Below are 16,597 nucleotides of genomic sequence, written 5' to 3' on the forward strand. Positions count from 1 at the left end.
ATAATCTCGAAGATAAAACATTGTAAAAAAATAGTAAGCCGATAAGCCAATTTGGCAATATCGGCCTCCGTTACGCAAGTTAGTTATGTTATATTACTTAGAGTTGGACTTAGACATTTCAATCAGCTTTTTAACTTCCGTGGTCATTTTCTTTTCATATGCTTTTACATCGAGAGCATTGTACTGTTTTACATACTCATTCCAAACAGAATCAAATTTAGAAGGAGAGGCTAAAACTAACTTAGGGAAATATTTCTTTTCCAAATCAGTTTGTCGTTGAGTGAAGATTTGCTCCTTAGAACCTTCTTCTAACTGTATACCCCATGCAGGATACCAAGGACGTTCATCTGGCTTAGCAAATAAATCTGAGAAAACCTTAACTCCATAGGCATTAAGCAATTTCTTGTCGCCTTCATCATAGGACAATTGCGCTACTTCAACTTGTCTTCTAGGTTCATATGCATTTCCGTCAGAGAATAGTCCATTTCCGCGAGGCCAGCCCCACTCATAAATCTTAGAACCGAAATCTTCTCTAAACTTATCATCAGCAGTTTTGTTGATTTGATCTTGGGTACGAACGAAACGACCTTTATCATTCACATCATATGTTTGGCCTTTAATTCCCCATAAAATCAACTTTTGATTGTCTTCTTTAAGCATATTGTCCAAATATTTTATAATTCTTACTGGATCTTTTGCACTTACTGTGATACCAATACCGCGGTTACTTACAAAGTTAGGCGGATCCAAATATTGATCTTTTGTATCTTTATCAAATACAATCGGCAAAGCCATATAACGCTTATCATCTACACCGGCATTTTTCAGGTTTGTATCTGCCTGTCCAATTTGCCATCCGTAATCAAAGAATCCAAGTACACGGCCTGAAGTTAATTTAGCAAGATATTCATCATAGTTGGCAACAAACGATTCTTTATCAAATAAACCTTTATTATTAATTTCATTCAATTTCTTAAAATAACGCTTAGTATCTTCATTATTACCGTAAACTTTTGCTTCATGAGTTTTCATATCAACCTGAACGCCGCCATCATTTGGATACCCGGCCAAGTGATTTGGTGCATTTGATAAAGCGAAGAATCTCCAATCATAAGTTAAAGCTGTAAATCCAATTGTTGATTTACCATCTACTTTCGGATGATTCTTTTGGTACTGTTCAATTAAGTTGAAATATTCATCAAGTGTTTTAATTTTCGGATAGCCTGCATCTTTTAAGACAGCACGCTGAATCCAGAATGCGCCCTGGTCAATATTCGGATTTGGCAGATATCCTTGATAAGCTTCCATTGGAAGGAAATAAATCTTTCCATCTTTATCTTTCATTTTATTCATGTACGGGCCATAAACTCTTTTAATATTCGGAGCATACTTATCGATCAAATCAGAAAGATCAATAAATGCACCTGCATCTAAAATTTTAGGTAATGCTGCATCTGGAACTAAAAGATCAGGATATTTACCACTTGCAATCATGGTCCCGATTTTTGTATTAATATCACCGACAGCGTATTCTACTTTAAAGTTAACACCAGTTTGTTTTTCCAACTCTTTCCCGATAACGGTTTCATTCGTATTTCTGTCCTTACCTGCCTGAGCGGCATTATAATACGAGAATGTTACCGGTTTTAAATTTTCCTTACCTCCGGATTCGCTTGGCTTTCCGCTGGCACCTTGATCTTTTGAGCAGCCGACTGCCGCGAGTATCAGCATAACTAAGGTGAGTACTGCTACAATTTTTTTCCTTATCATTTTCTAACCCCCCTATTTATTTGGTACATCCTTATTATATTTTGAAAGGGTTTACATCGACCATTTAAAAACTAAAGGTATTACTTAGAAAAGTATAGATGGTTTTCTAAAACTTTAGTTTTTTTAGATTCCTCTAGTTTGCTTCGGAATCTTTATGATAATAACCGTACCTTCCCCTTCTTTACTATCCAGCTGGAAGTGAAATTGGTCCTGATAATAAAGCTTCAATCGATAATACACATTCTTGATTCCAACACTTTTTCCCATATCATTTTCTTTCTCGAGTTCCTTAATCAATTGTTGCGTTTTGGATTCCGACATCCCCACACCATTATCCATGACTTTACAGACTAACAGATCATCATCAATAGAAATATGAACCTCAATTTTGCCATTTTCCTTCAACGGCTCAATTGCATGAATACTGGCATTTTCGATAAATGGCTGCAGTGCCATGTTGGGTATAATACATTCATCCGCATCGTGATCGATATGAATCTCATACTCTAGCTTATCTCCGAAGCGGTATTTTTGAATTTCCAAAAAACTGACAATAAGGTTTATTTCTTCTCGTACCGTTACCATATCTTTCCCCCATGTCAGGGAATTGCGAAAGATTTTCGCCATATTATGAATAATCTTAGCTGTCTCGATCTCCTCCTTCATTAAACTTCTCATGCGAATGGTTTCGAGAGCATTGAATAAAAAGTGCGGATTAATTTGGCTCTGGAGAGCGCTCAGCTGCGCACGGTTCCGTTTAATCTCCATCTCTTGCTTTTGGATATTAGCCATAAATACGTCTTGAATTAGTTCCTCAATTTTCCTAACCATTCGATTAAACTCACTCGTTAAGGTACCAATTTCATCCGTGTATTCTGGATCAGGAATTCTTTCAAAATTCTGATCGCCCATTTTTTTTACATGCCTAAATATGCGTTGTAATCTTCTTAAAAAGGATCTATTTATTAAAATAATGATAATCGTAGGAATGATAATATTGATAAAGGCCAAGTAGAGAATAAAACGTCCTGACTTGTTAACTGTATTAAGCATCTTTTTTTCAGAAACAGTCCCAACGACTTTCCAGTTTAAAAGATAGGATTGGTTCAAGTAGGTCGAATCTAGGATATCCGCATTATTTTTATTCGAAATCTGACGAAATGGAATAACCTTTTTTCTCCATCCTAGATCTTTTTTTGTTGAATATTCAATTTCCCCCTTTTCATTTAGAAGGTACACATCTCCTTTAAAGGTGACATTATTGAATATATTTTCAATGGTTGCGGGATTGATTTCGATTTTTACAATCTTTTGTTTATTATTAAAGTTAAAATAATCGAGTTTCCTTATAATACTAAACGTGGATGTTTGGTTATCTATTGATGATCGTAAGACGATAGGAGAGGTAATACTGCTTCCCATTATTTGTCGATACCAATTTGACTTTTTGATTTCTTCCGTTAATGGATAAACTCCGCCTGAATAAATAATCGTTGGGTTATCCGTATAAAAACGGATAGAATTTATCGAAGGATTAATTGGGCTTGATTGGTTAAATGTTCGTAAGTAAGTGTCATAATCATCAACGTATTCAGCATCTGACGGATATTCTTTCTCTAGAAATAAGTTGATATTGGTATTCGTATAGAGTGAGGAAGATATCCCAACGGCATCGTCGATAATCTTCCCAAAATCATTACTAATTCGGTTCAATGCCAACTCCGAGTCATGCATTTGCTGCTGTTTTACATTGTTAATCGTAACGGTATAAAAAATAATATTGGTTAAAACAATCGGAATAAGGACTGAAAAAATATACATAATTAGTAGTTTTTTACTTAAACGCACATTATGAAAACTAAATTTTGTTTTTTTCATGTTGATCACACTTTTCTTTTCTCCAGGAGTTTATTTCGATATTCAGACGGAGTTAACTTTTCAAACTTCCCAAACATCGTCACAAAATAGTCAGTATTATTAAAACCTACTCTATCCGCAATTTCATATATCTTTAGTTCCGATTGCCTCAACAGTTTTTTCGCCTCATTAATTCTTACCTGCAATAAATAATCTTTAAAATAGATCCCATAAGTTTTCTTAAATAGTTGTCCCAAATAGACAGGATTCATATAAAATTTTGCTGCGATGGATTTCAAACTTATATTCTCTGTATAGTGTGAGTCTACAAATTGTTTAATTTTATGAGCCTCACCATCTGAAGATTGTTTGCGAAGGATCGTGATCATTTCTTTACTTTCTAATACAAATTCAAGAAATTGTTTCCTAAGTTGTTGTAAAGTTAAATTATAGTTTTGCAGCTGAAGCATTGTCCGGAATTTTTTTAAATTCGATACTTCCCCTTCCATGTTTTTAATTATTTTTAGAATCGCGTGTACAAATCGATTGATGGATGCTTTCACTGCTACTTGAGCCATTTTTTTCGAGGCAAACTGAAGGAAAATTTTATCGATTGTTTCCATAATGGCCATGGTTGTATTTTCTTCTATTTGCTCCATCAATAGATGGTAATAGGAATCCTCGAGTTCTGTATAGGTAATCGATTGATTGTTTTCTGTCTCTTTTGAAAGAATAATATTTTTATCTTCATATACGTACTTATATTCGCGTGCATTTTTGGCTGCTTCAAACGAATCTTTTAACAAATGTAATTTAGAAACAGCAGGTCCAATATAAAAGGTAATCGCTTGAGTCATATTACTTGTAAGTAGTCCGTTAATCCAGTTCACAAAATGACCGATTTGCATTTGGAAATGATGCAGATAGGTGGACGGAATTAACATCCCATAGCTTCCTTGTTCTAACTCTTGAATAAATGCCCCTACTTGAGGATCACAAATATCGCGAATAATGTTGGTTATTTTTTCTTCGACTTGATAATCAGGGGCCGCTACACTTGGAGATTCGGGAAGTCCGTTTACCTCCAAAATCAGATAATAATATTCGGCTGCTCTGCTTAACGACAGTTCTCTTGAGAAAGCGTCTGTATCCTCTTCATTCACCTTTCCATAAATCAGATTTTCAAGTAAAACAGCCTTCTTTATTTCGATGCTCTTTTCAACAACGAGCTTTTGTTCTGTTATCGTATTGGAAAGCGATTGCAAGGTTTCCTCGATTTCTTCCTGATCAATCGGCTTTAGGATAAAATCATGAACACCATAACGTACCGCTTGTTGGGCGTATTTAAAATCACTGTGACCCGAGATAATAATAAATTTGGGATGATTTCCCTCCTTTTGCATAACATGTTTAATTAACTCTAATCCATCTAAGACCGGCATTCGGATATCAGTTATGACGAGTTCGGGATTTACTTCATCAATAAGTGCTAACGCATCTTCACCATTTGCTGCTTCTCCTGCAACCCTAAATCCGCATGCTTCCCAATCTATTAAACTTCTTAATCCTTTCCGGAAAAAATTTTCATCATCAACTAAAATCACTTTATGCATGTCTATTCAACTCCAATTAGATGATATTAGCGATTCGACGCTTTAAAGCCTGGACATTAAGCGCTTACATAGTAAAAAGACGTATATCTCACTTGACATTTTTACTAGTGTTTTATTGTTATTGCTGTTGAAAGACTAATAAATAAAGAACCAATTATTTTCGTATCAGAACTTATTTATTCTCATTTTATCACGGAACATAGTTTATTGGTTAAACTATCTGAAAATTTTTTGAAATCTCTTTTAAATTAATGAAGTTTCCAAACGACAAAGCCCCTCAAGTTCATACTTGAGGGGCTTCATTTGATGTTTCTCCAAATTTTTATTTCTATGTAAAATAAGAAAACCCTTCGCTTTAATAAATACGAAGAGCATTCTTACAGTCTATCTTTCACTTAATAAGGCATCCAAATTTTATAATTGCCGCTTAATGCCAGCAAACTGAAAAAATACAAGCAGTTATCATAATACCGTCTTTCCCCAGTTCGAACAGGAGTATTCCAGAAAAATTCTACCCATCTTAAACAGTCTGGACCATCGGCAGCAAGGGATGCCATAGCATTTGCCGCAAGCAAACCGACAGGATGAAGAGACTTTTCCTCGAATGCAACTCCCGCGATCGTATAACGACGATAATCAGCAGGATCCTTATCGGCAAAGAAGGCTTGAATCTTATTCGCCTCTTCCGTTTCCCATTCATCCCCTCTAAACCACTCATAATCAAGACCGATATTAGCAGCTACACGATAAGCATCACTAAAGAAATGACCATAGCCTCTTTCATTGTTCGGTGTGCCATCATAATAGGCATATTCAGGGGCTAAGCCTGTTTCTGGATGACAGGAAACCTTCAAATACTCCCTGCTCGCTCTGCTTGCTTCCTTCCAGAATGGACGGTCTTCCTCATAAGCCCACAATGAAAACAATTCATAGAAATGGGGTAAATGATAGGATGGATCAGAGAATTCACAATCAGGGATAAATTTAATTAATTTGTTATCCGGATTCCACATAGGGTAGCCCACACCGTCTTCACCGTTATGAAGGCAAGTCCGGAGAATGTCCTTTGCTTGAATGCTATAGTTAAAAGGCTCTGGACCATCTCCCCAGCGGTGGGAGGCAAAGAATAAGGCCATCGCAAAAAACTCTTCCCCATCCGGTGCAGGACCATAGGCATTTTTCGTCCCGTCAGGCTGGCAAGACCAGGCAAAGTAACCTGCGTGCTTCCCTGTTGTCATATACATGTATTTATAAGTCCAGTTCCAAAGCCGGTTAAAAACATCTTTATTATCCATTTGTACCGCCATCATCATGCCATAGGACATCCCCTCAGTCCGGACATCGAGGTTTCCGGTATCAAGCATGTAGCCTAAATCATCGCCGACTGGATAATAGATTCTAGTATCTTCGTCACCATTAAAGAGTTCTTCCCAATTGTCCTTGATTCTTTGATTGATCTCTTCTTCTGTTTTCCCAATTTCTTTAAAGAGATTACGATATTCTCCAGTGAAAAATGACCCTTCTTGCTTTTCAACTAACTTTGTCATATGTTTTCCCTCCACAATAACTTATATTAATAGGAAGTTATTAAACGATCATCTTAGCCCAATATACGTATCCGTATCATCTTTAACAGGGATTCTTTCAAAAAAGTGATTTCTTTTTTTGTAAAGGCGGCTTGGATTGTTGCTATTCCGTTAGATGACTTGCTCTTGAGGTTCGAACATACGGCTTGGCCACTTGTCTTAGTGTCTCTAAACTTTCTTAATCCGGGAATCTTTGAACGGCCACGAGTTTAACTACTACTATCTTCTAAATTCTTTTAATTGATCATTAAGCGTTTTGGTTTGTGTATAAACTTGTTGGTAAATAGCAAATAGTTTTTTATATACTTCTACATTTTCCTCAATAGGATAATAGGTTTTTGACGTTTGAATAAACTTCTCTGCACACTCTTTCAAAGAGGTAAACCAGCCGCTTCCATAAGCCGCTAACATTGCTGCCCCCATACCTGGACCTTGTTCGCTTGTAAGTTTTTCAATTTTAGCATTAAAGATATCAGCCTGCATTTGCAGCCATGTTTCATTTTTAGCACCGCCGCCAATGGAAATGATAGAATCAATGGTCTTACCACTGTTTCTAAAAATTTCGATGGATTCATTTAATGAAAAAGTGATTCCCTCAAGAACTGCGCGGGCAAAGTGCTTCCGTTCATGGCCAGCATCGATGCCGATGAAGCTGCCACGGATATTAGCATCAGCATGCGGTGTTCTTTCTCCAACAATATACGGAGTAAATACTAATCCATTACTTCCGGCAGGTACTCCATCCACACCTTCTAAAAACTCTTCAAATGCTTCCTCTTTGGCAAACGTATCTTTAAACCAGCTCAAACTATAGCCCGCAGCTAGAGTAACACCCATCGTATAATAAGTGTTTTCCTCACCGTGGTTAAAATAATGGACTTTTCCTTCAAAATCCAAATCGTTTCTTTCTTCATAAGAAAGAACAACACCAGATGTACCAATACTGCAAAGTGTTTTACCTTCTGAAAGAATACCTGAACCGATTGCTCCACAAGCATTATCTGCTCCGCCCGCAAACACCTTGGTTGCTTCCGATAATCCAGTGCTTTGCGCAAATTCAGCTGTAACTGTGCCAACACAAGCGTGGGATTCTACCAGAGGCGGACAAAGTTCAGGGGCAATACCAAATAGATTTAAAATTTCCTGACTCCACTCCCGTTTACTTACATTTAACATTAAAGTTCCGGCCGCATCCGAATACTCCATATGAAGATTACCGGTAATGCGGTAACGCAAATAATCTTTTGGAAGCATGAATACGCTTGCACGTTTGAATGTTTCAGGCTCCTGCTCTTTTACCCAAAGGATTTTCGGTAATGTGAAGCCTTCCAATGCCGGGTTTTTCGTAATCTCAAGAAGTCTCTCTTGACCCACAGTCTCATAAATTTCCTGACACTGCTTCGTGGTTCTTGTATCATTCCAAAGAATTGAATTTCTCAAAACGTGGTATGCCTCATCTAGTAGAACCAATCCATGCATCTGTCCTGAAAAGCTGATTCCCTCAATATCCTTAACATCGCCTTGGAATGCTTGGACCAATTCAGCCAATCCTTCAGTTGTCTTTGCCACCCATTCTTCCGGGTTTTGTTCACTATAACCTGATTTCTCGATAATTAAAGGATAAGATTTGGAAACTTCCTGGCATACATCACCATTTTGATTAACGAGGAGAATTTTGACAGCGCTCGTCCCAAGGTCAACACCAATTACGTATTTCATTTGCAGCATCCCTCTCTATAAAAATGTGCTGGACAAGTAACTTCCAGCACATTTTCCATTTTATTTTGTTGAGTTCATTGTTGTTTTTATCGAACTGTAACACCTGAAAGTGTTTCTAATAGATATTGGTTAAGGGTAGCTCTTAATACTTCTGTTCTGCCTGAAGTATTTTTGATTTCAGTTAAACCAAGAGCATACTGTTCTAATTCACGGAAATTCGTTCTGCCTTCAACGATGTCTAAACCAATGCCTTTTGTATAGCTGCTGTAACGATCATCAATGAAGTTTTCGAATACACGGTCTTCTAGTAACTTGTTTGCTACTTTTAAGCCGATTGCAAAAGCATCCATTCCAGCGATGTGAGCGTGGAATAAATCTTCTGGATCGAAAGAGCCTCTGCGCACTTTTGCATCAAAGTTTGTACCGCCTTTTCCTAGGCCGCCGTTTAATAGAATTTCATACATTGCTAATGTTGTAGAATATAAGTCAGTTGGGAACTCATCAGTATCCCAGCCAAGTAATGGATCACCTTGGTTTGCATCGATCGATCCTAGCATACCATTGATACGAGCCACACGAAGTTCGTGTTCGAAAGTATGACCAGCTAATGTTGCATGGTTTGCTTCAAGATTGAACTTGAAGTAATCAGTTAAGTCATATTTTTGTAAGAATGCTAGTCCAGTAGCCACATCAAAGTCATATTGGTGTTTTGTTGGCTCTTTTGGTTTTGGCTCAATTAAGAATGGAACGTTTAGCCCGATTTCTTTTGCATAATCTACTGCCATATGGAAGAAGCGTGCTAGGTTATCTTGCTCAAGCTTCATATCTGTATTTAATAGTGTTTCATATCCTTCACGGCCGCCCCAGAATACATAGTTTTCTGCGCCTAATTCCTTCGCTACTTCTAAGCCCTTCTTAACCTTCGCAGCAGAGTAAGCGAATACATCTGCATTTGGAGCAGTTGCTGCACCATGTGTATAGCGAGGATTTGTGAACATATTTGCCGTATTCCATAGAAGCTTTGTCTTGCTTGTTTTCATGTATTCTTTGATCATTGAAACGATAATGTCTTGGTTTTTGTTGCTTTCAGCTAGTGTGTCTCCTTCAGGAGCAATATCAACATCATGGAAAGCAAAGAATGGAACGTTTAATTTTTCAAAAAGTTCAAATGCTGCTTCAACGCGTGCTTTTGCTAAATCAAGTCCTTTTAAGTGGTTCCAAGGACGGATCGCAGTACCTACACCAAATGGATCTGTGCCGTCAGCTGTGAATGTATGCCAATACGTAACAGAGAAACGTAATAACTCCTCCATTGTTTTTCCGTTGATTACTTCTTGTGGATTATAATACTTAAATGCTAAAGGATTCGATGAATTTGAACCTTCAAATTGAATGTTTTTTACATTTTCAAAATAAGCCATGGGTGGATTCCTCCTAAGGTTTTTCGGTTATAGACCAGCATTGTAAATGCTTACATGTCTTTTAATCTCATAGTCTTTAACCTAGGTTTAATTAGATTATAGCACCCTCCACTTCGTTTGTCTATCGGATAAACAAAGATTTATTTAAATTTTTTTGAACAAGTTTTTCCAAATAAAAAAGCTGTCCCATTTTAGCGTCGACAGCTTTTTCGGAAATACAGTTTATTAATTTTGTACACTAAGTTTTTTTTGTTTTGCTTCAATCCGATTAAAACTTTGTTTGGCCCCCGTCATCATCATGAGAGAGAATAAACTTATGCTAAAAAACGGAACAATCCCTGGAATAGAACTATACAAGATACCTATAAGGATCGTTACAGCGATCATCAAAATAGTGATATGCATGTTAATGATTCCAATATAAAAGGAATTCTTAATATACTGAATCAGGCGTAATTCGTAATGAACATAAACAGGAAAAAGATAAAGCATGGTGATAAAAAATAAAATCGTAACAATCACAAGCGGGATGGAAAGTACATATTGTATCGTTCCTCCAACCGTAATCAGATACTTGAAATCGAAATATAGGAACATCCCAATCAGCGCCATTATCCATCCAAGCTGATTGGATTTGACAAACTCCTTTTTATAAGTAGTTAAAAAGGTACGAAAGATCGGTACATCCGTTTCATTCATCAACCATTTTCTTAAAATAGTAAACAATGCGACAGATGCAGGGGAAATGCCGAGTAAAATAAGACCGCCCAATGAAAAGAGCACCCATAAAATATTTAAATAAGCTAGTTTCATAACCCACTCACAACCAGTGTATGCCTTACCGACTACCCAATTAAATTGCATGTTCATTCACCTCTTGATGAGTTCTATCTTTATTATAAGACAAGTATCGCATTACTTCTATTAAAAAATAGGACTGTCTAGTTACTACCAGACAGTCTCGATTTCTCTATTCAGTCATTGCAGAAGCCGCTAATGGTGCGGATTTTTTACTCTCCTCAAGCCATAAAATACTTGTTACTCCGCGCGGGTAATATTTACTTCCGGCGATTTCACCAGAGATGATTTGATCACTCCAGCTCCATACCGATAATGTTGGATGCGTCAGCCAAGCAACATGTGCTGCGTCAGCCTTCGCTCCCTTTTCATCCCAATCAAGCCCAAGAATTTCACGGGCAATAAACTGGCTTAAGTAGATCTTGCTTAACCAAGAATTATTGCTTGTAGACGAAATCTTCCAGCCTCCATCTTCAAACAAGCAGACACCTTCTGTTAATACGGTTGTTAAGTGCTGCTTCAACACTTGGATATAGGCTCCAAAACGGCCATTAGGGTCAAGTGCTTCATTGTTATTAGTATAGTAAGGGAAAATCAACCCTTCAATCGCAGGGATAATCTTTGAATCGTTTCCTTCCTTAATGACGGCAGGAATATAACCTCCAGGTGTTATATGGCTTGCAATCGTGGATGCACATTTCTCCGCCAGTTCTCCAGCCTGTTTCGACAATTCCGCTAGTCCATTCTCTTTAAAGATTTTCTCTAATGCCACATAGGATGCCCATGTCTTGCCGGCTAAATAAATATTGTTTCTTGCCTGACCTAGCGAAACATCCAAACTATCATAAGTCGTAATTTCGGCACCGCCCATTACGCGTGTGGAGTCAAGCCCCATAATGCCGTCCCGTTTATCTGCTTCAGGATGATCACGATTGATCATGCTCTCAAAGCCGCGGACGAATATATCCAAATTACCATTTAACCACTCTGCATCACCGGTTTGTTCTACATATACCGATGCACACAAGACCCAGTTCACTAGCTGCTCATAGGTCATATGAGAGAAACAGCCGTCCAAGCCATAAAGCTCGTAGGAAGAATAATGCGGACGAGAAATCGTATTGGCAACCCCCATATCATGGGTAAAACTAATACCGCCAGGATATTCCGTTTCTTCTCCTGGGAAACGTACTTTATCTTCGTAGCTAAACCGGCTGACAAACATGTCCAACTCATTCTTCACGGTCCAAGGGTTCATTTTTAACTCAAAGAAAATTTGGTCAACGGTTAAGTCAAAGGTGTTCATCATCCGATATTCACCTTCATTTACCACCCAGAAAGGCTCTCCATCTACATCAAGCAATTGGGTAGAACCATAGTAGCTTCGGATCGAATGAATCATCATAAACCTTTGATCATCTGATAAATCCCCATCACTTACTAATTGATTGGATTCTTTCGCAACGGCTGTAAATTGATTAAAATTCTCTAACGCAAAAGTCGCTACAGATTCGATATTTGGAAAATATCTTGTATATAAGTAGGAAGCATCTAACCCAGCTGTTACATAGCCACCGCGGTAAAAGCACACAGCAAATTTATAGGTGCGTTTTTGCCCGGCAGGAACATCCACCACTAGTGCACCGACAGGTCCTAAACCGAAGGCCCAGTTTTCTTCAAACGGTGTAGTTAAAATATTCTCCAAGCTGAAGTGCAGAGCTGATTTTACTTCAGGATCATTTGTAGCAATGGCGGTTAAACGTCCTTGGCCAACACCAGCAATCCCATCACAAGTATCATCTAAACGGCGCATCGAGCTGTATGCGTCACTGCCTTGGTAGCCAAAAAAGGCCCTGCGGCTTTTCGCTCCTTGCGTGTTATCTATGGTAAGCTCTGCCCAAACTGCTGGTATTAATACATTTTTTAGTTCTTCTTCTGAGGCTGTAGCTGGGTCTGGTACAGATTGCACTTGAGAATAGACGGTAAAGGTTAAATCGCCGGCCTTCCAAGAATCTGTTCCCAATTGGAAGTTCCGCTCTATTTTTTCCTTCTCGAAAGGTAAAATGATGCGCGGCTTATCTGGGTTTGGATCCATATTTTCAATATCATAGCGCTTACTTTCATCATCTTCTAATTCAAAAAATGGAAGTGCCTCATAGATTCCTTCACGTTCTGCCGATTCAACACCTACATAGACATTTTTTCGTGGTGAGCGGCCAAGCTCAAGATCGAGTCCCCCGCCATTCCCATAAAAACCAAGGGTAAAACTTGAAAAGGCTCCGATTGGTGAATGATGTGCGTTGAAAAACATGTTTTTTGTCAACTAGTTCCCCTTCTTTCTCCAACTGATATTTATAATTGCGCATATTAGCCGTAGTTTTGAGGCTAATTTGAGGCTGTTTCTTACCGAATACAATTGCATTATATCATTCTTTTCTTCGTTTGTATATCCAATAAACTAAGTTTATGTTAAGATAAATATACAATAACGAACTTAGGGAGATTTTTACATTGACAACGATTACATGGAATCAGCAAGTCGTGAAAAGAAATAACAAATCATTGGTACTGCAAATGATTATTGATAAAGAACCGATTTCACGTGCAGACATTGCCCAGGTAACCGGCCTAAATAAGGGCACTGTTTCATCAATGGTGAATGAATTATTGGAAGAAGAGCTTATTTATGAGTCTGGCCCAGGTGAATCAAGCGGCGGCAGGCGTCCTGTTCTTCTTCACTTTAATAAAGTGGCGGGATACGCAATTGGTATTGATATCGGGGTTAATTATATCCTTAGTGCTTTAACTGATTTAAAGGGAAATATTATCATTGAAAAAAACCAGCTCATCCAAGATTCCAGTTTTCCAGCTGTTAAAGAGCTAGTCAAAACAGGTATCCATAGCCTGCTTGATGAAATGCCTCAAAGTAAATATGGTGTAGTTGGTGTGGGACTAGGTGTTGCAGGTATTGTTGATAAAGAAGGAATGGTGTTACTTGCCCCCAACTTAGGATGGAAATACGTCACATTAAAGGCAGAGATTGAGGAAGTATTTAAACTACCCGTTATCATAGAAAATGAAGCAAATGCCGGCGCATATGGTGAAAAACAATTTGGTGCAGGTCAGCATCACGAAAATATCATCTATATAAGTGCTGGAATCGGTATTGGGGTTGGGATCATCCTGAATGGTGAGTTGTATCAAGGAAATAACGGCTATTCTGGAGAATTTGGCCATATGATTATCGAGGTAAACGGGAGACCCTGCAGCTGTGGGAGTAAAGGCTGCTGGGAAATGTATGCTTCAGAACATACTCTTTTAAAAATGACCAAAGATAAAGACGCGACACTTGAATCATTAATTAAACTAGCTGAGAAAGATGATAAAGATACACTGGAACTTTTTGAGGAAATTGGCTGTTACCTGGGTTATGGCCTTAATAACATTATTAATACATTCAATCCACAGCAGGTGATAATCGGAAATCGATTAGCCAAAGCAAAGAAATGGCTGGATACACCCATTAAGAGAACGATTGAAAACCATACCTTGTCGTTTCACCAGAATGAATTGGAAGTACATTTTTCATCTATGTCTATTTATTCTGCAGCATTAGGTGTTGCTGCCTTTGTCGTTGAAAACTTTATAAAGGAAATTGTAATTACACAATAATCTTGCAGGATTGTTTTCATGCCCAATAGCTCAGGGTGAGCACACAAGTGCCCACCCTCTCATTAAATTACGTACCCTATAAAGGATAGTTTGTCATCTATGTAAAGCAAATGTGCTGCTACCGAACTTCCATAAAAGGAGCCAGAATAATTGGGCTCCTTTTAATAGGAAAACAATATTCATAATATTCAGATTACTTATATCAGTGCGTAACAATTAACTCACAAGAACCATATACATTAAAACCTCTTATTCCCACAGGAATAATCAAATGAGTTCCTTTATTTAGAGAATACTGTTCTCCATTTTAAACGAGAGAACCTTCACCGTTAATTACACTGATTAACAAATATTTATTATCGTTTGAAAAAATTGCATTCCCATTTATGTCCCATTTATAAACCGAAAAAAATTCCGATTCGATAAAAGTAGTAATCGTTACATTTTCCTTTGTTTCAACTGTTGTAACATTTTCTGGATCTAGATGTGGGACAGTGATTACTTCAATTGCTTTGTCTATGTGAAGTTCACGTAAGTTTCCATCACCATCTTTCCGATCATAATCATAAATTCGGTACGTTGTGTCAGAGCTTTGCTGAATCTCTAAAACTAGCGTGCCTTCGCATAAAGCATGGATGGTTCCGCTTGGAACAAAGAAAAAATCACCCTGCTTAATTTTCACGCTGCGTAGCAGTTTGTCCCACTCTTTTTCATTAATATATTGACTTAGTTCTTTCTTTGTTTTGGCATTGTGACCGAAAATCATGTTGGCATCTTTTTTACAGTCAATAATATACCAGCATTCTGTCTTACCAAATTCTTCGTTTTCATTCACTTTCGCGAAATCGTCGTTAGGATGGACTTGAACGGATAAATCCATATTGGCATCCAAAATTTTGGTTAAAAGAGGGAAATCTTTTCCCTTTGGATTTCCAAAAAGCTCTGGATGTTCCTTCCATAGCTGGTCCAATGTTTTTCCAGCATATGGTCCATTTTCAATGATTGATGGTCCATTCGGATGTGCGGAAATAGCCCAACATTCCCCGGTCTTAGCGAATGGAATCTCATGACCAAATTCTTGCTGTAAAGCCTTTCCACCCCAAATTCTTTCTTTAAAGACTGGTTTTAAGAATAATGGCTGCACAATAATTCCCCCAGCAATTTATATTCGACTTTCGTCTTGAAGTGCTTTATAAGCAAGTAATAGTGAACCAATTATCCCTGCACGATCCTCTAATTGCGGGCTTACGATATAACTTGAAAGTTCTGGTAAGAATACATAATGATTCATTAGCTTTTGCAAATATTTATATATAGAAGGAAATACCTGTTTTTGATTCATCACACCGCCGCCAAGGATTATTTTTTGAGGAGAAAGAATCAAAATATACTGCATTAGCGCCTGAGCAATATAATATCCTTCCAAATCCCAAACTTCTCCTCTTTCACAAAGATTAATTCCTTTATCTCCCCAGCGTTCCTCAATGCCAGGTCCTGCGGCTAGCCCCTCCAAACAATCTAGATGATACGGACATTTTCCCTGATATACATCATTTGGGTGACGCTTAACAAGAATATGCCCCATTTCAGGATGGGAAAGGCCTTGGAGTAATTTTCCTTGAATACATGCTCCTGCTCCAATTCCGGTACCAATTGTGATATATAAACAACTATCCAGACCTTTTGCCGCCCCAAGTGTTGATTCAGCTAACGCCGCAGCATTTACATCTGTATTAAAGCCGATCGGTACTGAAAATGCATTTTTAATTTGCTTTATAAAGGGATAGTTCTTCCATGCTGTTTTTGGCGAGGATGTAATATAACCGTAAGTTGGACTTTCCTTGTTTACATCAATGGGACCAAAGGACCCAATCCCAATTGCTTCTAGATCATATCCTTTAAAAAAATCGATCACCCTAGGCATGGTTTCTTCAGGAATTGTGGTTGGAATCTGAATACGATCTACGATGTTGCCAAATTCGTCACCAACCGCACAAATAAATTTTGTTCCTCCTGCTTCAATGGCACCTAACATATGAAAGCCTCCGTTTATATTCATTCTTACCGTTGTTTCTTAAGTTTTCTATATTTAAATTCCTAACAAGTTCTCTCAAAAAAAGATGGACTCTCTCACAGGGAAATTGGAGCGTGAAACTATAAG

At 37.9% G+C, this 16,597-nt stretch carries 10 protein-coding genes and 1 pseudogene; 1 reads left to right on the top strand and 10 read right to left on the bottom strand.

The features are described 5' to 3' along the window. Positions 1–93 precede the first annotated feature (93 nt). The 8 genes from V7077_RS13490 to V7077_RS13525 all read right to left on the bottom strand — a co-directional run bounded on the left by V7077_RS13490 (position 94) and on the right by V7077_RS13525 (position 13,087). A complete protein-coding gene (locus V7077_RS13490) occupies positions 94–1,770 on the bottom strand; it encodes an ABC transporter substrate-binding protein (protein ID WP_335502327.1) in 1,677 nt (558 codons plus the stop codon). A 123-nt stretch (positions 1,771–1,893) separates the two neighbouring features. Then, the gene (locus tag V7077_RS13495; protein WP_335502329.1) at positions 1,894–3,648 is read right to left on the bottom strand and encodes a sensor histidine kinase; all 1,755 of its coding nucleotides are present in this window, start codon (positions 3,646–3,648) and stop codon (positions 1,894–1,896) included. 5 nt (positions 3,649–3,653) lie between these two features. Further along, a complete protein-coding gene (locus V7077_RS13500; protein ID WP_335502332.1) occupies positions 3,654–5,240 on the bottom strand; it encodes a response regulator transcription factor in 1,587 nt (528 codons plus the stop codon). A 395-nt stretch (positions 5,241–5,635) separates the two neighbouring features. Next, positions 5,636–6,787 carry a glycosyl hydrolase family 8 gene (locus V7077_RS13505; RefSeq protein WP_335502334.1) on the bottom strand — a complete coding sequence of 384 codons (1,152 nt, stop codon included), beginning with the start codon at positions 6,785–6,787 and terminating at the stop codon, positions 5,636–5,638. A 258-nt stretch (positions 6,788–7,045) separates the two neighbouring features. Next, positions 7,046–8,545 carry a xylulokinase gene (xylB, locus tag V7077_RS13510; protein ID WP_335502337.1) on the bottom strand — a complete coding sequence of 500 codons (1,500 nt, stop codon included), beginning with the start codon at positions 8,543–8,545 and terminating at the stop codon, positions 7,046–7,048. An 86-nt stretch (positions 8,546–8,631) separates the two neighbouring features. Further along, positions 8,632–9,966: a xylose isomerase gene (gene xylA, locus V7077_RS13515; protein WP_335502339.1), complete on the bottom strand. Its 1,335-nt coding sequence runs from the start codon at positions 9,964–9,966 to the stop codon at positions 8,632–8,634. A 225-nt stretch (positions 9,967–10,191) separates the two neighbouring features. Continuing rightward, on the bottom strand, positions 10,192–10,830 hold the full coding sequence (locus V7077_RS13520) for a YesL family protein (RefSeq protein WP_335502341.1): 639 nt from the start codon (positions 10,828–10,830) through the stop codon (positions 10,192–10,194). Positions 10,831–10,936: 106 nt separating this feature from the next. After that, positions 10,937–13,087 (bottom strand): glycoside hydrolase family 52 protein, encoded by a 2,151-nt coding sequence (locus V7077_RS13525; protein WP_335502343.1) that lies wholly within the window; start codon positions 13,085–13,087, stop codon positions 10,937–10,939. A gap of 188 nt (positions 13,088–13,275) precedes the next feature. Here V7077_RS13525 and V7077_RS13530 point away from each other — a divergent pair, with 188 nt between their 5' ends. Further along, positions 13,276–14,436 (top strand): ROK family protein, encoded by a 1,161-nt coding sequence (locus tag V7077_RS13530; RefSeq protein ID WP_335502345.1) that lies wholly within the window; start codon positions 13,276–13,278, stop codon positions 14,434–14,436. A 202-nt stretch (positions 14,437–14,638) separates the two neighbouring features. Here the strand turns inward: V7077_RS13530 and manA are convergent. Next, positions 14,639–15,583, bottom strand: a pseudogene (gene manA / locus V7077_RS13535) (mannose-6-phosphate isomerase, class I). Positions 15,584–15,598: 15 nt separating this feature from the next. Beyond that, a complete protein-coding gene (locus V7077_RS13540; RefSeq protein WP_335502346.1) occupies positions 15,599–16,471 on the bottom strand; it encodes an ROK family protein in 873 nt (290 codons plus the stop codon). Positions 16,472–16,597: the final 126 nt, after the last annotated feature.

Origin of the sequence: Neobacillus vireti (assembly GCF_036962465.1) — a bacterium.
GTDB lineage: Bacteria > Bacillota > Bacilli > Bacillales > Cytobacillaceae > Neobacillus > Neobacillus vireti_B.